Origin of the sequence: Photorhabdus thracensis (assembly GCF_001010285.1) — a bacterium.
GTDB classification, from domain to species: domain Bacteria; phylum Pseudomonadota; class Gammaproteobacteria; order Enterobacterales; family Enterobacteriaceae; genus Photorhabdus; species Photorhabdus temperata.
The window spans coordinates 611463-633077 of record NZ_CP011104.1; the positions used below are offsets into that span (position 1 = coordinate 611463).

A 21615-nucleotide genomic window follows, 5' to 3' on the forward strand; every position below is an offset into this window, starting at 1 on the left:
TCAGCCTTTAATGGCGTTAATTACATTGATCATTTCCAGTGCGGTTAACGCAGCTTCTGCGCCTTTATTGCCCGCTTTGGTTCCAGCGCGTTCAATCGCCTGTTCAATGCTTTCTGTAGTCAGAACACCAAATGCCACTGGGATTTTACTGGTCATTGCCACATTAGACAGACCGGAACTGCATTCACCAGCAACGTATTCAAAGTGAGCGGTACCACCACGGATAACGGTCCCCAGCGCGACAACTGCGTCATAGTTTTGGGTTTCGACCAATGTTTTTACCGTCAATGGTAATTCATATGCACCAGGAACCCAGACAACAGTGATATTTTCTGAAGCAACCTGGCCGATACGCTCAAGCGCATCTACCGCGCCTTCTAACAGATTGTCATTAATGAAGTTGTTAAAACGTGCAATGGCAATCGCCACACGAGCTTGTGGAGCCGCAACAATACCTTTGATTACGTTCATAGCCTTCCTTATATCTGTTCATATCCGCGGGGGGGCGGATTCTATCATATTCTTTCGTTAGCCGCGCCTGCCGATTTAGCAACAGAGCATAAAAACAGGCGGGCTAACCCACACTACATATTCAGTCAGTATACAGGCCGCAAGCACAGACGAAGATCCGGCCCGACTTGCTGTACATCAAAAATGTCAAACTCCGGCGCATCCGCCAGATTTTTAAGTTCAGGAATAGTCAACAAACCACAGGCAGCGTCGCCCAGCACTTTTGGCGCAACGTAAAGTATCAACTCATCCACCAACCCCAAAGTCAGTAATGCCCCCGCCAACAGCGGACCACATTCGGCCCAGACAGAATTAATCTGACGTTTACCCAATTGCATCATCAGTAACACTAAATCTACACCCGCACCATGAGCAGGCAACAGTATCTGCTCTACATTTTCAGGCCAGTGATATTCATCCGCTCTGGTACGGACCAGCCAGCAATGGCCCGGCTGTTGTATGACCTGATGCTGTGAGGTAACACGGTTCTGACTGTCAACAATAACACGCACTGGTTGACGAAGGGTTTCTTCAGGATAAACCGCCTGAGTTTCTGCATCCAGTTCATTCCAGCGAACAGTCAGGCTAGGATCATCAGCCAGAACAGTACTGCTGGAACTCAGAATCGCACTGCACTGAGCACGGAATTTTTGCACATCATAACGAGCCTGAGATGATGTAATCCATTTGCTTTCTCCAGAAGCCAACGCAGTTCGTCCGTCAAGAGAAGCCGCCATCTTCAACTGAACATACGGGAACCCTGTACGCATCCGTTTCAGAAACCCCTTATTGAGGGATTCCGCCGCCGCCATCATCAATCCGTGTTCGACTTCAATCCCCACCTGTTGCAACTTATAAAACCCTCTTCCCGCTACTTGAGGGTTAGGGTCCTGCATAGCCATAACCACACGACTAACGCCAGCAGCAATCAGGGCATCAGCACAAGGGGACGTTTTACCATGATGGCTGCATGGCTCAAGAGTGACATAAACGGTTGCACCTTTAGCTTTATCACCGGCCATCTGTAAAGCATGGACTTCGGCATGTAGCTCACCAGAACGTAAATGAAAACCTTCACCGACAATCTGCCCATCACGCACAATCACACAACCGACATTAGGATTAGGTGACGTAGTAAAGCATCCCTGACGCGCCAACTCGAAAGCACGCGTCATATATTTTTCATCGTTATTCACTACTTATTAATCCTGTAATTTAGCAATCTCTTCGCCAAATTCACGAATATCTTCAAAACTGCGGTAGACGGAAGCAAAACGGATATAGGCGACTTTATCCAATTTCTTCAATTCATCCATCACCAGATTACCAATCATTTTAGATGTAATTTCCCGTTCACCGGTGGCACGTAACTGAGATTTAATATAGCTAATCGCCATTTCTACATCATCAGAACTGACCGGACGTTTCTCCAATGCTTTTTGCATACCCCGGCGCAGTTTTTCTTCATCGAATGGCTCCCGGATATCATCACTTTTTATCACTCTCGGCATAACTAACTCAGCCATTTCAAAAGTGGTAAATCGTTCATGACACTCAAGACACTGGCGGCGCCGGCGTACCTGCGAGCCATCCCCCACTAAACGGGAGTCAATCACTTTAGTATCAACAGCGGCACAAAATGGGCAATGCATATCATTTCCTGATAGTTAGTCCGAACTAAGTTTACAGTTTACCTTAATCTAAACAAAAAACACCCTGCTAGCCGGATACTCACAGGGTGTTTGAACCGCATTAAGGCAGAATAATCAAGGCAATAAAGATGGCTGATCAGCCCCTTCTTTCTCAACCTTTTGCTGGATCATGTGTTCACGCTTCATACCCAGTTTCAACGCTAATGCGGAAGCAACATAGATAGAAGATATCGTACCGATAGAAACACCGATTAACATCGCCAGGGAGAAACCTTTCAGCATTGCACCACCGAAAATATACAACATCAACACCACCAGTAAGGTAGTCGCAGAAGTCATGATGGTACGGCTCAGTGTTTGAGTCAAAGAGACGTTCATAATTTCATACGACGTACCCCGGCGGATCTTACGGAAGTTTTCACGGATACGATCAGAAACCACGATACTGTCATTCAATGAGTAACCGATAACGGACATTAGCGACGCCACAATTGTCAGGTCAATCTCGATATGAAACAACGACAGAACCCCGAGCGTGATGATGACGTCATGTGCAAGCGCGAGAACCGCTCCCAATGCCAGACGCCATTCAAAACGGAACCCAACATAAATCAAGATGCAGATAAGGGCCGCTAATAGCGCCATCGCCCCATTTTGGGCAAGCTCAGCACCGACACTTGGCCCAACAATTTCAACACGGTTCACACTCGCGTCTTTATCAACGGAGTCATTGATGACCTTAATAACCTTTTTACTCAGTTCCTCATTCGCCGCACCCATCAACGGTGGCATACGCACCATCACATCACGGCTGCTACCGAAGTTTTGCAACAGAGGATCTGCAAAACCCGCTTTCGCCAGGCTATCACGCATCTTATCCAGATCAGCCGGTTTACTGAGTTTAATTTCAATTACCGTTCCACCGGTAAAATCCAATCCCCAGTTAAACCCGCGGGTTGCCATCACAAAAACAGAAGCCACCAACAGCAGCAACGAAATTCCGAAAGCAACGTTGTCCCAGCGCATAAAGTCATGGACTTTGCGACCGTAGTTCAATTGTTCAACAGTATAATCCTGTGCCACAACGTGCTCCTTAAATTGACAGCTTCTTAATACGCTTACCACCATATAGCAGGTTCACGATAGCCCGGGTACCTACAATAGCGGTGAACATAGAAGTGGCGACACCAATTGACGTTGTTATCGCAAAGCCTTTAATTGACCCTGTACCAACAGCGTAAAGAATGATCGCAGTAATCAGCGTTGTCAGGTTGGCATCGATAATACTGGAAAACGCGCCTTTATAACCTTCATGTATCGCTTGCTGTACAGTACGGCCATTACGTAATTCTTCTTTGATACGTTCGTTGATCAGTACGTTGGCATCAACTGCCACCGCCAGCGTCAGCACAATACCCGCGATCCCAGGCATAGTGAGCGTCGCACCCGGTAACAGAGACATAACACCGACAATCAGCACCAAATTAGCCAGCAGCGCGCTACTCGCAATCAAACCAAATTTGCGGTAGTAAATCACCATAAACAGGATTGATGCGATCAGACCCCACAGACAGGCTTCCAGCCCTTGCTCAATATTTTGCAGACCAAGGGTTGGCCCGATGGTACGTTCTTCCACAATCTGAATCGGTGCAATCAGAGCGCCGGCACGCAGCAGCAAAGATAACTGACGGGCTTCAGCCGCGTTGGAAATACCGGTGATACGGAAATTACTCCCCAGACGAACCTGAATATTGGCAATGTTAATCACTTCTTCATTTTTGACTAATACAGCCCGACCATTAGCATCTTTCTTACCACTGTCTTTATATTCCACAAACAGCGTTGCCATTGGCTTACCAACATTGTCCTTGGTGAAATTAGACATCGCGGAGCCACCAGCACTGTCCAGTGAAATACTCACCTCTGGACTACCGTATTCATCGGTACCAGGGGTTGAATCTGTAATATGATCCCCGGTCAGAATAACGCGCTTATATAACACAACCGGGCTACCATCACGGGTATTTTTCACCTCAGAATCACCCGGTACCCGACCTGATGTAGCCGCAGTAGAGTCAATACTTGTATTGACCAAACGGAACTCCAAGGTTGCTGTCGCGCCAAGAATTTCTTTAGCGCGGGCAGTATCCTGAATACCCGGTAATTCAACCACGATACGGTCAGCTCCCTGACGCTGAACTAACGGTTCGGCCACCCCCAGTTGGTTAACGCGATTACGCAGAATGGTAATGTTTTGCTGCACTGCATAAGAACGAGCTTCACGCTGGCTCTCATCACTCATCACCGCTTTCAGGGTATTATTGGCTCCAACACTGAAAACTAAATCACGGTGACGATTGGTAAGATAGCTCTCCGCATCAGAACGGGCTTTTTCATCACGGAAACGGATCTCTACACCGTAATTATCAATTTTGCGGACAGTGGAATAAGGAATACCTTTTTCACGTAAATCAGTACGCAGGCCATCAATATTCTGCTCTTGCAGTTTTCCTAATGCGGTTTCCATATCCACTTCCATCAGGAAGTGCACACCACCACGCAGATCAAGGCCCAGTTTCATTGGCTCTGCGCCAATCTTACCCAGCCAAGTTGGTGTTGCCGGCGCCAGATTCAATGCCACCACATACTGATCGCCCAATGCGGACATTAGGGCTTCACGGGCACGAAGCTGAATATCAGAATTATTGAAACGAGCAAGAATCGCGCCATTTTCCAGCGCAATAGATTTACTCGTGATTTGATCTTTCTCTAAAATATTACGGACTTGGTCCAGCGTTTGCTCACTGGCGGCAATGCCTCGCGCGCCAGTGATTTGTACAGCCGGATCCTCACCATAAAGGTTGGGAAGTGCATAAAGCAAACCGATGAGGATCGCAGTGATCAGCATCAGATACTTCCACAAAGGATAACGGTTTAGCACGGCAGTTCCCTTCGGGAAAATCAGAAATTACAGAGCCTTCATTGTACCTTTCGGTAAAACGGCAGCGACGAAATCACGTTTAATAGTCACTTCAGTGGTGTCATTCAGTGCTAAAACGACATAACCCGTATCAGCAACTTTAGTTACACGACCAATCAAACCACCATTGGTCAGAACCTCATCACCTTTGGAAATAGAATCCATCAGTTTTTTATGTTCTTTCGTACGTTTCTGTTGTGGACGCAAGATCATGAAGTAGAAGATCAGACCGAAAACAACCAACATGATGATCAGAGAATATGGACTTCCCTGAGCCGCCGGTGCACCAGCAGATGCCGTTGCTTCAGAAATAATACTCATTAAACTTTTCCCTCATTGTTATCAAAATCGATAGTAATCAAAAAACCAACCGCAATATGCTATACACACTGAGGTCAGTCAATCACCACTTAAGTCAAATATTTAATAGCGGAACGGGTTTGCCAATCCGCTGATAAAAATCTTCAACAAACTGTTCAAGATTACCCTCTTCGATGGCTTTACGGATCCCAGCCATTAAACGCTGATAATACCGCAAATTATGGATAGTATTCAGCCTTGCACCGAGAATTTCGTTACAACGATCAAGATGATGCAAATACGCCCGGCTATAATTTCGACAAGTATAGCAATCACATTGCTCATCCAGCGGCGAAGTATCTTCTTTATGTTTGGCATTACGGATCTTAATGACACCATCGGTGACAAAAAGATGACCATTACGGGCATTACGGGTTGGCATTACACAATCGAACATATCAATGCCGCGGCGAACCCCCTCCACCAAATCTTCTGGTTTTCCTACCCCCATCAGATAACGCGGTTTGTCCTGCGGGATTTGCGGGCAGACATGTTCAAGAACACGGTGCATATCTTCTTTAGGTTCCCCAACCGCCAGACCACCTACAGCGTACCCATCAAAGCCAATCTCTACCAGACCTTTTACTGAGATATCACGTAAATCTTCGTAAACGCTTCCTTGAATAATACCAAACAAAGCATTTTTATTCTGTAACTCATCAAAACGCTTACGACTGCGAGTCGCCCAGCGCAAGGACATTTCCATCGAACGTTTCGCATAATCCCAGTCAGCAGGATATGGCGTACATTCATCAAAAATCATTACAATATCAGAACCCAGGTCATACTGGATTTCCATTGATTTTTCCGGGCTGAGGAAAACAGGCGTACCATTAATTGGGTTGCGGAAATGTACACCTTCCTCTTTGATTTTACGCATCGCGCCAAGGCTGAATACCTGAAAACCGCCTGAATCCGTTAAAATCGGGCCATGCCATTGCATAAATCCATGCAAGTCGCCATGCAGCTTCATGATTTCCTGCCCCGGACGCAGCCACAGATGGAAAGTGTTGCCAAGCAGGATTTGCGCACCGGTCTCTTTTACTTCTTCCGGTGTCATTCCTTTCACTGTGCCATAAGTACCCACAGGCATAAACGCCGGCGTTTCTACAACGCCACGTTCAAAAACCAGGCGACCACGACGGGCTTGACCATCGGTAGTTTGTAATTCAAATTTCACTTAACCTCCAGGCACCAGATAAACAGTCTGATGCTGTGACTTAAAAAATGTTTAAAACACAATAAATCAAGAAATTTTTTCCTTGCAAGCCAAAGGATTACGGAGAATAAACATGGCATCACCATAACTAAAGAAACGGTATTTTTCTGCAATCGCCTCTTTATAAGCACTCATGGTATTTTTATAACCAGCAAATGCAGAAACCAGCATGATAAGTGTCGATTCCGGCAAATGGAAATTCGTAATCAGCGCATCAACAACCTGATATTCAAAACCCGGATAGATAAAAATCTGCGTATCATTAAAAAATGGCGCAATTAATCCATTTTGGCAAGCTCTTGCTGCACTTTCCAGCGAGCGGACGGATGTTGTTCCGACAGCGACAACCTTATTACCCCGGGCCTTACATGCCAGGACCGCATCAGCCACATCCTGCGGCACTTCAGCATATTCAGCATGCATAATATGGTCTTCAATGGTTTCTACACGCACTGGCTGGAAAGTACCGGCCCCTACATGCAAGGTAACAAAAACCATTTCCACCCCTTTTTCACGCAGGGCTTCCAATAATGGCTCATCAAAATGAAGACCTGCCGTTGGTGCGGCTACTGCGCCTGGACGTTCACTGTATACCGTTTGATACAGCTCGCGATCCGCCTCTTCATCAGGGCGATCAATATAAGGCGGCAAAGGCATATGGCCGACATCATCCAGAATGGACAGCACATCACGCTGATCATCAAAACGTATTTCAAACAGCGTGTCATGACGGGCCAGCATCGTCGCTTTAACGTTCTCACTGTCACCCAGCAACAGCTCTGCCCCCTCTTTCGGTGCTTTGGAAGCGCGCACATGTGCAAGTACCCGCTTATCATCCAATACCCGCTCAACCAGAACTTCCAGTTTACCGCCGGTGGCTTTCCGGCCAAAAATACGCGCGGGTATGACTCGGGTATTATTGAAAACCAACAAATCTCCGGCATTCAGCTTATCGAGAACATCCGTAAAAACACCATGCGTTAACGCCCCCGTTTCACCATCAAGGGAAAGTAGACGGCAGCCACTGCGTTGTGGTTGAGGGTAGTGAGCAATCATTTCGTCAGGAAGTTCAAAAGTAAAATCGGAAACTCGCATTGTATTTAATCATTCAGAAAAACAGGCGGACTAGTCTAGTGCCGCAGCTCTAAGGGTGCAACAAATAAGCACATAACTTCGCTGATTTATATTATAATCACCAGATGAATTTTCTCGCTCACCTTCATTTAGCTACTCTGGCTGAAAGCTCCCTGTTAGGGAACTTGATGGCGGATTTTGTTCGCGGCAATCCAGAGGGGCAATACAGCGCTGACGTGGTTGCAGGCATTCGCATGCATCGACGGGTTGATGTATTAACAGATACCCACCCGTTAGTTACTCAAGCCCGTCACCTGTTCAGTAGCCAATATCGACGGGTTGCGCCAATTACATTGGATATTATTTGGGATCACTTCCTTTCCTTATATTGGGATAAACTGGTTCCCGATGACTCATTACCGGCATTTATTCACCGTGCCCGCAATCAGATAGAACCTCATCTTTATAAAACTCCCGAAAAATTTCAGGAAATGAATGAGTTTTTATGGTCGCAAAACTGGTTGATCCGCTATGCAGATCTTGCATTTATCGCAAATGTACTAAATGGAATGGCCCGAAGACATCCCAGATTATCTGCCTTATCGGGATCATTTCAGGATATAGAACAACATTACTCTGACCTCGAAGCGTTATTCTGGCAATTTTATCCCTATATGATGGAAAAAGCGGGAAATAAAGATTTTTATAACCTCACCTAATTAACAATGTGGGTAAAGCGTTACAGTAAAGAAAATAAAAATAAAGTATTAATAGGTAAAATCTATTGCAAAAATTAGTATTTTACCCTTTATTGATGTACGCTAATTCCTTATTCTACATCCAATTTTTACATAAACCCCGGTTAAAACTACAGGAGTAACTCATGGTTCTGGTAACTCGTCAAGCCCCTGACTTTACAGCAGCAGCTGTCCTTGGCAACGGCGAAATAGTTGGGAATTTCAACCTGAAAAAACACCTGAACGGTAAACCTGCCGTTATCTTCTTCTGGCCGATGGACTTTACTTTCGTATGTCCTTCTGAGCTGATCGCATTCGACCACCGCTACGAAGAGTTCAAAAAACGCGGTGTTGAAGTTGTTGGTGTTTCTTTCGACTCTGAATTTGTCCACAACGCATGGCGTAAAACTCCTATCGATAACGGTGGTATCGGCGAAGTTAAATATGCAATGGTTGCTGATACTAAACGTGAAATTCAAAAAACATACGGTATTGAGCACCCAGAAGCTGGCGTAGCTCTGCGTGGCTCTTTCCTGATCGACAAAAACGGCGTTGTCCGTCACCAGGTTGTTAACGATCTGCCACTAGGCCGTAACATTGACGAAATGCTGCGTATGGTTGACGCACTGCAATTCCACGAAGAGCACGGCGATGTATGCCCTGCACAGTGGGAAAAAGGTAAAGAAGGTATGGGCGCTTCTCCAGACGGCGTAGCTAAGTACCTGTCTCAGAACGCATCTAAACTGTAACCTCAAACGTTACCAATAATTCAGACCAGTTGGTTGCTGCCAACTGGTTTTTTTATCGCTGAAATTCCTCGTTTTGCCACCTTGCGCACAAAAAATAAATCTTTCTAATAGTTATCATCACTTATAATTAAATTTACAATTGATTAACATTAAAATTCGTGTAAATAAAACAAGCACTTCCACTTTATAAAAATCATCCCGCAAAACGACAGGAGTTCACAACATGTTGAAAACATGGAAAACACCACTGGTAATAATATCCTTACTCATCTCTTCTCATCTTTATGCCGCTTCAGAACCCGCCGTTGAAGCTAAAAATGGCATGGTTGTCTCAGCCCAACACCTTGCTTCACAAGTTGGTGTGGATATCCTCAAGATAGGTGGAAATGCTATTGATGCGGCTGTTGCTGTTGGCTATGCCCAAGCCGTTGTAAACCCATGCTGTGGAAATATCGGCGGTGGTGGTTTTATGACAATTCATCTGGCTGATGGCACAAATACTTTTATTAATTTCCGCGAAACCGCACCAAATGCGGCAAGCGCCAATATGTATCTGGACAAAGAAGGTAACGTTGTTAAAGGAGCCAGTTTATATGGCTACCTGGCTGCCGGAGTGCCCGGGACCGTGATGGGACTGGACAGCACCCTAAAAAAATATGGCAAACTCAGTCGTGAACAGGTCATGGCGCCTGCAATTAAACTGGCCCGGGAAGGTTATATACTAACCCGAGCAGACACAGATATTTTGGACACTTCAATCAAACGTTTCCGCAAAGATCCAGAAGCAGCCCGCATCTTCCTGCGTAAAGATGGCTCCCCTTATCAACCGGGCGATAAGTTGATACAAACCGATCTGGCAAATACACTGGAATTAATCGCCAAAAAAGGGCAAGAAGCGTTCTATCATGGAGATATTCCTAAACGGGTTGTAGAAGCAGCTAAAAAATCAGGCGGCATTATTACCGAAGCCGATTTCGCCAATTATAAGATCTCAGAAACAGCCCCCGTCACCTGTAGCTATCGCGGTTATAAATTTATCTCTTCACCGCCACCCAGTTCAGGAGGGGTAACAATGTGTGAAATCCTGAATATTCTGGAAGGCTACAACCTCAAAGAAATGGGATTCAACTCTGCTGATTATATTCACACACTGACGGAAGCAATGCGTCATGCCTATATGGACAGAAATACTCACCTTGGCGATCCGGAATTTGTTAAAAACCCAATCGATCGTTTACTGAGTAAAAGCTATGCCGAATCTCTGCGTAAAAAAATAAAACCAGGGGAAGCAACATTATCAGAAAATGTTCAGCCGGGTATTGAACCACATGAGAAACCAGAAACCACGCACTACTCCATTGTAGATAAAGAAGGTAATGCGGTTTCAACCACCTATACAATCAATGGGCTTTTCGGTGCTGTCGTCATCGCACCGGGAACAGGTTTCTTCCTCAATGATGAAATGGATGATTTCACGACAAAAATTGGTGAGAAGAATCTGTATGGACTGGTTCAAGGTGCGACTAACTCTATCGCCCCTGGTAAGCGCCCACTATCATCAATGAGCCCGACACTCGTCACTAAAGACAATAATATATTCCTTGTTCTGGGCTCACCCGGAGGCTCCCGTATTATCTCTATCACGCTACAAACTGCCTTAAACATCATTGATCACGGTATGCCTCCTCAGGAAGCGGTCAATAGCCCTCGTATTCATCACCAATGGTTACCAGATGAAGTTTATTATGAACAACGAGGTGTTTCTAAAGACTCACTGAATTTGCTGGAAAAAATGGGATATAAAATGGTGGAACAAACACCGTGGGGCGCAGCTGAGTTGATTATGGTAGGTTTACCAAAAGCCGCTAACGTTTCAAATACAGGTTCTTCAGGTAATGATGCTGCCGTATCTGGTCAAGTTCGTGAAAACTATTTCTATGGCGCCAATGATGTTCGGCGCCCAGCAGGTGCTGCTATTGGTTACTAACAACAGGTAATTCAGCAAACCATGTAGAAGAATATAAAGATAGCGGGATGGAACACCTTTCTCAGGCATGCCATCCCGCGCTTTCTCTAACTATCTGACGATGACAAACGGTCAAATAAACGGACCATCGTCACTGATGACTTTGACTTTCTTGTGAACCAGAACGTCCCCAAATACGGTCATAAATACCAAACACAACCAGAACCAACAGGGATGGCGCTAACCAAGCTAACCCTTGATCAGCCAATGGTAAACGAGTTGCCCAATTTGGTAATAAATACACCAGGGTTTCTGATGACTTGATAGCATCTAAAATACCAAACAGCAGACTGATTAGCATCACCGAAGCCAAAACACAGCTAAAATTATTCCACCAGCGCAGAGTAAAACTCAGAACAATCAAAACGATACAAGGTGGATAAATCGCAGTCAGTACCGGAATAGAAATATTGATCAAATGACTCAAACCAAGGTTAGAAGTCAGCATGGAGAACAAACCAAGGATCAGAACCAATGAACGATAAGACAAAGGCAGATAACGGCTGAAAAACTCAGCACACGCACAAGTCAATCCCACCGCAGTCACCATACAGGCGACAAAAATCAACACGGCGAGGAAAAGAGCGCCAACACCACCAAAAGTATGCTGAACATAGGCATGCAAAATTACAGCGCCATTTTCCGCATGAGGAATTAATGATCCACTGCCAGAACCCAGTTTGAACAGAGACAGATAAACCAACACCAGACCGAATCCGGCAATCACCCCTGCCCACGTCGCATAACGGGTCAACAATGAAGATGAAGCAACACCTCTTGAACGTGCCGCGTTAACGATAACAATACCAAATACCATAGCGCCTAAGGTATCCATCGTCAGATAACCGTTAACGAAACCACTGGAGAATGGGATTTGCTGATAAGCATCAATTGCAGGAATTGAGCCCCCCGCAGGCCAAAGTAGAGCGGCAACACCAAGTATACCTAACGCCAGCATTTTAATGGGCGCCAGCACATGCCCGACAGTATCAAGCAAACGACCAGGGTAAAGCGAAACAGCAATCACCAGGGCAAAATAAATCAGACTGTAAATAAAGAGTGATAATTCACCCGAACCGGCAAGGGGAGCAATGCCCACTTCAAAAGAAACCGTCGCAGTACGTGGAATTGCGAATAGAGGGCCAACAGCCAGATAACAAACCGTTGCCAGCAGCAACCCCGCAACCTTACCAATGGGTGAACTCAGCTCTTCAATACCACCGCCTACTTTTGCCAACGCGATGATTGTAATTACCGGTAAACCAACCGCGGTGACCAGAAAGCCTAATGCAGCTACCCAAACATATTCACCCGATTGTAATCCCACCATAGGAGGAAAAATAATATTTCCCGCTCCTACAAACAGGGCAAAGGTCATAAACCCTAACGCCCAAATATCCTTAGATGATAAACGATTTGTCATAATAATTGTTAATTTTTTGTTACCATTTTAATGGCTTGAATAATATAAACACCGCCAATAATTAAGCCCACATTGGCAATATTGAACCCTAATTTAACGATTTATTATCAAAATAATATTCACCTGTACCTGTTTAATACAGAACCATAGTGGTTATTATAGATAGAATCGCCAGCAACTGCCCACAAGTAAAACTTTTATAGTGCCAGAAGGCAATAGATAAACCAGAATGCAGAGTTATATACTACACTCTTTTTCAAAACCAGTGATTGCTGTTAGCTATCATTGAATACACACTATATGATTTGTGTTTTTTTTAACCTTCAAAGCTAATAATTAATTTCACAAGTTAATTATTGCTTTTAATTAAACCATTATTATCTCTTTTACTGGTTAATTTAGCCGGTACAATCAATCCTGACAGTAAAGTAAAACTGAAAGTTGTTCCTTGACCTATTTCACTGGAGATTTCAAGGTGGGAATGGTGGTGATGTAAAGCATGCTTAACAATAGCAAGACCGAGGCCGCTTCCACCCGTTTGCCTGGAACGGGCTTTATCTACCCGATAGAAACGTTCGGTCAAACGGGGTAAATGTTCTGCACTGATACCTGGTCCATTATCTTTCACGGTAAACTCGGCACCGTGGGAATTCGTTTTCCAACTGACATCAATCTGAGTGCCTTTCGGGGTATGATTAACCGCGTTATAAACCAGATTAGACATTGCACTGCGAAGCTGCTCTTCATTGCCGAAAACTTTTAGTTTTTCACTAATATCAAAATTAATTTTATAGCATTCATTACCAAGCGCGGCGGCTTCCTGGCGCAATACCTTAAGCATCAGAGGCACATCAACTATTTCATTCATATCAATCTGAGGAGCGGCTTCGATTTTAGAAAGCTGCAATAATTGCTTCACCAGACTATCCATCCTCCGGGTTTGCTCCTGCATTGTATTCAGCGCTTTATTACTCAGCGAGCCAGACACCTCCTGATCCTGCATGACTTCCAGATAACCCTGCAATACAGTTAAAGGGGTACGCATTTCATGGCTGACATTCGCAAAAAAGTCACGGCGGGCATTTTCCAGGGCCCGTTTCTGCGTCACATCCCTGGCAACCATTAATAGTTGCTCTCCAGAGTAAGGCATAACCCGAAACTCAACAGTGAAACCATTATTTAATTCTATTGATAACGGACGTGCAAAATCCCTGGAAAGCATATACCGATTAAAATCAGGATAACGAAGTAAATTAAAAATAGGCTGCCCATTGTCCTCAGGCCAACGAAAACCCAGTAAATGCTGGGCCAAACGGTTACACCAGAAAATATTACCCTCGGTTGTCATCATAACAATGGCATCCGGCAATAACTCAGCGCCACTACGAAACCGTTTGATCAACAGCGCCAGTTCACGGCGCCGTTTCCGGTTCCGTTGCTGCATTTGGTGAATACCGTAAAAAATCGGCTCCCATCCCCCCCTTCCCGACGGCGGCAACATCCTACGATCTAACCATAACCAATCCGAAAGTTTCAGCAAATTATAGCCATGCCATATCAGCGCCAAAAATACCGAAGCAAACAAACACCAGGACAAGTGACCAATAAATATCGACAAAACTAATGCAGGCAAACAAAAAAGAAACAGTTCTGAAACCAGTTTTTTCCAGGATAAACGTTCTAACACATCAGGTTCTCCGGTGCGCAAACTCAGTAACGGGTAGAAAAACGATAACCAGTACCGCGAACGGTCTGCACCATTTTATCATGACCACCAATCTCTAATACTTTACGTAAACGGCGAATATGTACATCGACAGTTCTGTCTTCAACATAAACATTTGCTCCCCAAACATAATTGAGCAACTGTTCACGGCTGTAGACCCGCTCAGGATGAGTCATAAAGAAATGAAGTAATTTAAACTCGGTCGGCCCCATATCCAGAGCCAGATCCTGGCTGGTCACACGATGGGAAGTGGCATCCAAAACCAAACCATCCATTTCAATGATATCTTCTACCACCATAGGTGAAATACGCCGCAATACCGCTTTGACTCTGGCAACCAGCTCTTTAGGAGAGAAAGGCTTGGTTATATAGTCATCTGCCCCAACTTCGAGGCCACGAACCCGATCTTCCTCTTCACCACGTGCCGTCAGCATCATCACCGGAATATCACGGGCATTATTATCCCGTTTCATTTGTTTGATTATCTGCAAACCAGAACCACCAGGGATCATCCAATCCAATAACACCAAATCAGGATAGGGCTCAGATAAACATGCCAGCGCGGAATCATAATCTTCCGCCTCTACCGGCTGATAGCCATTTTTTTCCAGCACAAAACAGACCATCTCACGAATCGGAGCTTCATCTTCAACGACCAGAATACGTCTTGTCATGGTTAGTCCTGTTAAATATTGAGATAAACGCGACTGAGTTTTAAAAGGCATTATGCGTCAGTTTTATGACAGATTTATGAAATCCTGCCTCGGCTATCCTCCACCTGCAATCTGTTTCGCAATAATTAATTCAAACAACTATCATATTTCATCATGAATGCGAAGCAACTCGGAGATATATTCACAAAGCCAGATTTAAAGGCGACATTCAGAATATAGCCATTATAATCATCATTCACTTTAATCCATTGCGGCGGAATTATGCGTATTATTCACACTTCGGACTGGCATCTTGGCCAATATTTTTTTACAAAAAGCCGGGCTGCTGAACATCAACATTTTCTGCGTTGGCTGATTAAACAGGTTGAAAATTACCAGGTCGATGCATTAATTGTTGCCGGAGATGTGTTTGATACCGGATCGCCGCCCAGTTACGCCCGTGAGCTATATAATCACTTTGTTGTTGAACTGCAACCTACTGGCTGTCAGTTAATTATCCTTGGTGGTAATCATGATTCCGTGGCAACGTTGAATGAATCAAAGGAACTGCTTTCCTGCCTGAATACCACCGTCATTGCCCATGCGGAAGAAGACCCGCAGAAGCAAATAAAAGTGCTCAACACCAAAGAAGGCAATACCGGCGCCATCCTCTGTGCAATCCCTTTTCTGCGTCCAAGAGATATTATGACCAGCCTGGCAGGTCAGTCAGGAGAACAAAAACAACTGGCATTACAGGAAGCGATTGCAGAACACTATGATCAACTCTATCAGCAAGCACGTAAATTACGTGATGAACTGGATTTACCCTTACCTATTATTGCCACCGGGCATCTAACCACCGTTGGCGCCTCAACCACAGATTCAGTCCGGGATATTTATATTGGTACACTTGATGCCTTCCCGGCGCAAGCTTTCCCACCGGCAGACTATATTGCACTTGGGCATATTCACCGGCCACAAATCGTGGCTAAATCTGAACATATTCGCTACAGCGGTTCCCCCATACCGCTCAGTTTTGATGAAGTCGGACAGGAGAAAAGTGTCTGTTTGGTGGAATTTACCCAAGACAAACTGGCATCCATTACACTTTTACCTATTCCTCAATATCAACCCATGCAGCTTATCAGGGGTGACCTGCAACAAATTGAACAGCAATTACAGACTTTTAATGACTATAAAGGCGAGCAACCCGTCTGGTTAGATATTGAAGTTGCCACACAAGACTATCTCCATGATATCCAGAAAAGAGTTCAATCAATGGTTGCGAAACTTCCTGTTGAAGTCATTCTGCTGCGGCGTAGTAAAACACAGCGACAAAATATGCTGGCACAAGAAAACAGAGAAACCTTGACAGAACTCAGTGTTAACCAGGTTTTTACCCGTCGGCTTGAGCAATCAGAACTTGAAGATGAAGAACACAAAAAACGTCTGACCACCCTTTTCGAACAAACACTGAATAATATCTATCAGGATAAAAACAAGGAGGAACAGGCATGAAAATTCTGAGTCTGCGACTGAAAAACATTAATTCATTACAAGGTGAATGGAAGATTGATTTCACAACAGAGCCGTTTGCCAGCAGTGGCCTATTCGCAATAACCGGCCCTACCGGTGCGGGTAAAACCACATTATTGGATGCCATCTGCCTTGCCCTTTATCACGAAACACCGCGCCTGACAGTTTCAGCATCACAAAATGAGCTGATGACCCGCCACACAGCAGAATCCCTAGCTGAAGTTGAGTTTGAAGTGAAAGGTGTTGCTTACCGCGCTTTCTGGAGCCAACGGCGAGCGCGCAACCAGCCGGACGGCAATCTGCAAGCCCCAAAAGTGGAACTCGCATTCAGCAGCAACGGCAAAATTCTGGCAGATAAGATCCAAGATAAGAAAGAGAAAATTATCGAAATTACCGGATTGGATTACGGTCGTTTCACCAAATCCATGCTGTTATCCCAAGGAGACTTCGCTGCTTTTCTCAATGCTCAACCCAATGAACGGGCTGATTTATTAGAAGAATTAACCGGTACTGAAATTTACGGTATTTTATCCCAACAAATTTACCAGCAACATAAAGAAGCCCAGTCAGAACTGGGTATTCTGCAAGCCAAAGCCTCTGCCATTGATTTGTTAACGGAAGGACAGCATCAACAATATCTCGAGCAACAGCAACAACTCGCGGATTCTGAATCACGACTGAATCAACAAATAAAAACCCTGCAACATTCGGAGCAATGGCTGATCCGTGAGGAAGAACTTCAACAATTTGCTACTGAAAATCAGGTTGTTTTACAACAGGCAGAAAACGCACTTACCCACGCAGAACCGCAACTGCAAAAACTGGCCGACAGTGAACCAGCCGAAACGCTTCGCCCATTGCTGGATGACAAAAATCGAACTCAATATGAGCATCAGAGAATCAGTAAGCAGTTGGAAGATATGCGCCAACAACTTCAACAGCAGCAGCAAACACTCACGCCGATACAACAAAAAGTGACTGATACCGACTCTGCCAGAGCAACACATCAACAACACCGGCAGCAACAAGAAAAACTGATATCAGAACAGGTGATCCCATTGGATCATCAGATTGATGGTCAGATTAAAGATCTTAATCTTACTCAGCAACAAATCAGCGAACAGAAAACAGCGCTTGAAAACAGTTGCCAGCAATATGACACGGCAAACCAACGCTCCCAGTCATTAACCAACCAAAGAAAACAACTGGAAAACTATTTCGAACAGCAGACTTACCATCAATATTTCGGTGAAAAAATTGCTTTCTGGCAACACCAATTCTCCTGGCGGCAAGATCAGCAGCAACAAATTAATCACCAAAATCAAAAAATTGACAAGCTCAATGCCGAAATCACACAACTTAGCGATAACCTGAATAAACAAGAAGCAGACCTAAAACAACAGATTGAAAATAACCAACCATTAAAACTGGCATTTGAACAGGCAGAGCAGCAATTTTTTCATCTGCAAAAGCAATATTCACCAGAGAAATTACAAAAACAATTAGCTGAATATCAGGAACAACTGCCGCGGCAACATAAACTGGAAATACTGTCCCCGCAAATCCTGCAATTACAAACCACAATTGCCAGTAATCGTGTTCGTTTACAACAACCGGAAAAATTATTAAAGGAACTTCCTGTTCAAATTGGCGCTATTGATAAACAACTCTCAGACAAACAGCAACATTTAGCAGATCTTTCTCAACGCATTCAGTTAGAACAAAAAATTGTTAGTCTGGAAAAAGAGCGCGCGCAACTCAAAGAAGGTGTTCCTTGTCCACTTTGCGGTTCTGAACATCACCCGGCTATTCAAGCTTATCAAAAGATTGAATTGTCAAAATCAGAGCAACGGCTAAAAGATTTACGTCAGGAATTTGAAGAACTGCAAACTACCAGAATATCGTTAGTGAATAAAAACGAGTTTCAACAGCAACAATACAACCATATTTTGCAAGAAATTACTGACGCTGAACCAAAATTGAATTCATTAATTCAACAATGGCAGCAAACTTGCGAAACATTACAAACTGAAATTTCTCCTTCAGATAAACCGGCACTTGAAATATTTGTACAGCAGAACCAATCGGCTTATCAGCTTTGTCTGGCCCAATTAGCTAAATTTGAACTGACAGAAAAAGAACATCAAAAAACAGAAAAAGTACTAACAGTTCATAAAGAACAGATTAAAAAAATTGAGCAAAGCATTGAGCTGGATAAACAACAATACAATGCCCTAACAAAATACCTCGCTGAACTGCAACCAGAGATACAGCAACAACAGAATAAGCTGGCTGATGTTATTGAAAAAATGACTTCTGAATTACAGGAATATGATTTATCACTGCCAATTCTGAATGATGCTGAAAACTGGCTGCAACAACGTAGAAATGAGTGGCAGGTATATCAAAACTGCCGTGAAAACTGGCAACAAATCCAAAAAGAACAAGCTGTTATTCAAAATCAGCTTGAATCATTGAGTAAACAAAAAGAAGAATACACATCCCGTTTAAACATATTTAATCAAAAAGAGCAACAACAGAAACAGCAACTCGCAGAGACGCAACAACAGCGCCAAAAACTATTTGGTGAACAGTCGGTCGCGAAAATGACTCAGGCATTACAGCAACAATCTCAGCTGTTGGAAGAAAAATACAAACAGGCACTGTCACATCTGCAACAAGCACAATCCAGTATCAGCCAGCTTACCGGCGCAATTCATGAGATTGAAAAAAACAGCAAACAAGCTGAACAACAAAAACAGCAGTCAGAACAAAATTTCAACTCTGCATTAGCTGAAAGTATATTTACCGATCAAAGTACCTTTGAAGCAGCCCTATTATCACCAGAGCAACGTAAGGAGCTGCAACAACTCAAAGAACGGCTCGAACAACAACAGATACAAGTCAAAGCCTTGTGTCAAAAAGCAGCAGAAGCCCTGCAACAACATCTGAAAAATCGCCCTGAATTACTTTCTCAACAGACAAAATCACAACTGACTGAACAGTTGAAAAGCACCACTGATGAGCTGAAAAGAAACACCTTACAACAAGGAGAATTAAGAAACCTGCTTGGTAATGACGCAGTACGCCGCCAACAACAAAAATCCTTGCTGGAAGAGATCAACCATTGCCAACAAAATTATGATGACTGGAGTTACCTGAATAACCTGATTGGTTCAGCAGATGGCGCTAAATTCCGCCGTTTTGCCCAAGGACTAACACTGGATCATCTGGTTCATCTTGCCAATCAACGGCTGAGAAAACTTCACGGACGCTATTATTTACAACGCAAAAACAGTGATGGTCTTGAACTGCAAGTCGTTGATACCTGGCAAGCCGATGCCATTCGTGATACCAAAACGCTTTCCGGTGGTGAAAGTTTTCTGGTCAGCCTCGCTCTGGCTTTAGCTTTATCTGATTTAGTCAGCAATAAAACCTGTATTGATTCACTATTCCTGGATGAAGGCTTTGGCACACTTGACCCAGAAACTCTTGATATTGCACTCGACGCTCTGGACCATCTGAATGCTTCCGGGAAAACTATTGGTGTTATAAGCCACGTCGAAGCCATGAAAGAACGGATCCCAGTACAGATTAAAGTTAAAAAAGTTAATGGACTTGGAATAAGTAAACTCTCACCTGAGTTTCGTTATAATAAACAATAGCGGAAAATAATGAAAAGCCATCATTAAAATGAAAGCACCATGGCAGGATTCCACTTTTTTATCCTGCCATGTTTAATTCATTTATCAGCTATTCTATATTCCGCTTATTTTATATTTACCTAACAGACTATAATCATTTAAAATCGAGAATACAGAAGTATTAAAGACTTTATATCAAGGCGGATTTAACTCAATAAATACAACTTTTCAGAAGGAAAGTTAATCTCATTTAATCGAAAACCATTAATCGCGAGTTGAAAAGAAATCCACACGTAAAATAATATTATCTGAACAGATAAGTATTAAAGTGCTTTCTCCCCGGTTATTTTACGGAGAAAACCCTAAAAATAACGAAATTAAAAAAAGGATAAAATGATTAATTTGGCAGGATTTAAACGCTGAAAAAGGAGGAATGATTATCCGAAAAAACAACAAGGGGTATTTTTATCTCATCAAGCCATTTACTTGCTGATTTATGAAGAAAAAATAAATGGTGGTGACCGATGAAAATCGCCTTGGATTGCCAGTAAAGATAAAACAGGTATGATTAGCTTTCGTTAAAAGTAAAACACGATATTCGATGATGATTAAATTTAATAAAAAACAGGTGTTAGAATCGGTAAAAACAACAGTAAAAACTTTATACCGGTTAAAACCATAAGTTGAAACAATGACTTTTAATAACAGTTTAAAGCCTGCCCATCATAAAACTCAGAACAGGCCCGGCGGGATCCCACTTTGTTTACCCTGCTATATTGAATTCATTTATCAGCGATTCTATACTCCACTTATTTTACATTTACCTAACTTACCATAATCATTTAAAATCGAGAATACAGAAGTATTAAAGACTTTATATCAAGGCGGATTTAACTCAATAAATACAACTTTTCAGAAGGAAAGTTAATCTCATTTAATCGAAAATCATCAACCATTAATCGCGAGTTAAAAAGAAATCCGCACGTAAAATAATATTATCCGAACAGATAAGTATTAAAGTGTTTTCTCGCCGGTTATTTTACGAAAAAAACCCTAAAAATAACGCAATTAAAAAAGGATAAAACGGCTAATTTGGCAGGATTTAAGCCCTGAAAAAAGGAGTGATTACCAGAAAGAAAACAAGGGGTATTTTTCAGGGCGGAATTCCACTTTGTTTACCCTGCTATATTTAATTCATTTATCAACTATTCTATATTCCACTTATTTTACATTTACCTAACTTACCATAATCATTTAAAATCGAGAATACAGAAGTATTAAAGACTTTATAGCAATGCAGATTTAACTCAATAAATACAGCTTTTC

The 21615-nt window shown here is 43.4% G+C and carries 16 protein-coding genes; 5 read left to right on the top strand and 11 right to left on the bottom strand.

Annotated elements, in window-relative coordinates; translation table 11 throughout:
• The 8 genes from ribH to queA all read right to left on the bottom strand — a co-directional run bounded on the left by ribH (position 1) and on the right by queA (position 7816).
• Positions 1-471: a 6,7-dimethyl-8-ribityllumazine synthase gene (gene ribH / locus VY86_RS02460; protein WP_046973797.1), complete on the bottom strand. Its 471-nt coding sequence runs from the start codon at positions 469-471 to the stop codon at positions 1-3.
• A 125-nt stretch (positions 472-596) separates the two neighbouring features.
• Positions 597-1706: a bifunctional diaminohydroxyphosphoribosylaminopyrimidine deaminase/5-amino-6-(5-phosphoribosylamino)uracil reductase RibD gene (gene ribD / locus VY86_RS02465; protein ID WP_071880958.1), complete on the bottom strand. Its 1110-nt coding sequence runs from the start codon at positions 1704-1706 to the stop codon at positions 597-599.
• 6 nt (positions 1707-1712) lie between these two features.
• Positions 1713-2162 carry a transcriptional regulator NrdR gene (gene nrdR / locus VY86_RS02470; RefSeq protein ID WP_046973798.1) on the bottom strand — a complete coding sequence of 150 codons (450 nt, stop codon included), beginning with the start codon at positions 2160-2162 and terminating at the stop codon, positions 1713-1715.
• Between the two features lie 114 nt (positions 2163-2276).
• Positions 2277-3245, bottom strand: a complete 969-nt coding sequence (gene secF, locus VY86_RS02475; RefSeq protein WP_046973799.1) for a protein translocase subunit SecF — start codon at positions 3243-3245, stop codon at positions 2277-2279.
• A 10-nt stretch (positions 3246-3255) separates the two neighbouring features.
• Positions 3256-5103, bottom strand: coding sequence for a protein translocase subunit SecD (secD, locus tag VY86_RS02480; RefSeq protein WP_071880959.1), 1848 nt, complete (start codon positions 5101-5103; stop codon positions 3256-3258).
• 27 nt (positions 5104-5130) lie between these two features.
• The gene (gene yajC / locus VY86_RS02485) at positions 5131-5463 is read right to left on the bottom strand and encodes a preprotein translocase subunit YajC (RefSeq protein ID WP_046973801.1); all 333 of its coding nucleotides are present in this window, start codon (positions 5461-5463) and stop codon (positions 5131-5133) included.
• A 94-nt stretch (positions 5464-5557) separates the two neighbouring features.
• Positions 5558-6682, bottom strand: coding sequence for a tRNA guanosine(34) transglycosylase Tgt (gene tgt / locus VY86_RS02490; protein WP_046973802.1), 1125 nt, complete (start codon positions 6680-6682; stop codon positions 5558-5560).
• A gap of 66 nt (positions 6683-6748) precedes the next feature.
• Positions 6749-7816 (bottom strand): tRNA preQ1(34) S-adenosylmethionine ribosyltransferase-isomerase QueA, encoded by a 1068-nt coding sequence (gene queA / locus VY86_RS02495; RefSeq protein WP_046973803.1) that lies wholly within the window; start codon positions 7814-7816, stop codon positions 6749-6751.
• Between the two features lie 104 nt (positions 7817-7920).
• Here queA and VY86_RS02500 point away from each other — a divergent pair, with 104 nt between their 5' ends.
• From VY86_RS02500 to ggt, 3 genes are all read left to right on the top strand, one after another.
• Complete coding sequence (locus VY86_RS02500) at positions 7921-8514, top strand: acyl carrier protein phosphodiesterase (RefSeq protein ID WP_046973804.1); 594 nt, start codon at positions 7921-7923, stop codon at positions 8512-8514.
• 164 nt (positions 8515-8678) lie between these two features.
• Entirely contained in the window at positions 8679-9281 is a 603-nt protein-coding gene (locus VY86_RS02505) for a peroxiredoxin C (RefSeq protein WP_023043739.1), read from the top strand.
• 223 nt (positions 9282-9504) lie between these two features.
• On the top strand, positions 9505-11268 hold the full coding sequence (gene ggt / locus VY86_RS02510) for a gamma-glutamyltransferase (protein ID WP_023043738.1): 1764 nt from the start codon (positions 9505-9507) through the stop codon (positions 11266-11268).
• A 130-nt stretch (positions 11269-11398) separates the two neighbouring features.
• Here the strand turns inward: ggt and brnQ are convergent, their stop codons facing one another.
• The 3 genes from brnQ to phoB form a co-directional block, all read right to left on the bottom strand.
• Positions 11399-12730: a branched-chain amino acid transport system II carrier protein gene (gene brnQ / locus VY86_RS02515; protein ID WP_046973805.1), complete on the bottom strand. Its 1332-nt coding sequence runs from the start codon at positions 12728-12730 to the stop codon at positions 11399-11401.
• Positions 12731-13079: 349 nt separating this feature from the next.
• Complete coding sequence (gene phoR, locus VY86_RS02520; protein WP_036836976.1) at positions 13080-14417, bottom strand: phosphate regulon sensor histidine kinase PhoR; 1338 nt, start codon at positions 14415-14417, stop codon at positions 13080-13082.
• A gap of 23 nt (positions 14418-14440) precedes the next feature.
• On the bottom strand, positions 14441-15130 hold the full coding sequence (gene phoB / locus VY86_RS02525) for a phosphate regulon transcriptional regulator PhoB (RefSeq protein ID WP_021323618.1): 690 nt from the start codon (positions 15128-15130) through the stop codon (positions 14441-14443).
• Between the two features lie 261 nt (positions 15131-15391).
• On the opposite strand from phoB, the gene sbcD reads away from it, so the two are divergent.
• Both sbcD and VY86_RS02535 read left to right on the top strand, forming a co-directional pair.
• Entirely contained in the window at positions 15392-16627 is a 1236-nt protein-coding gene (sbcD, locus tag VY86_RS02530; RefSeq protein WP_046973806.1) for an exonuclease subunit SbcD, read from the top strand.
• Positions 16624-20310 carry an AAA family ATPase gene (locus tag VY86_RS02535; protein WP_046973807.1) on the top strand — a complete coding sequence of 1229 codons (3687 nt, stop codon included), beginning with the start codon at positions 16624-16626 and terminating at the stop codon, positions 20308-20310. The genes sbcD and VY86_RS02535 overlap by 4 nt, the downstream gene beginning before the upstream one ends.
• The last annotated feature ends 1305 nt before the right edge of the window (positions 20311-21615 follow it).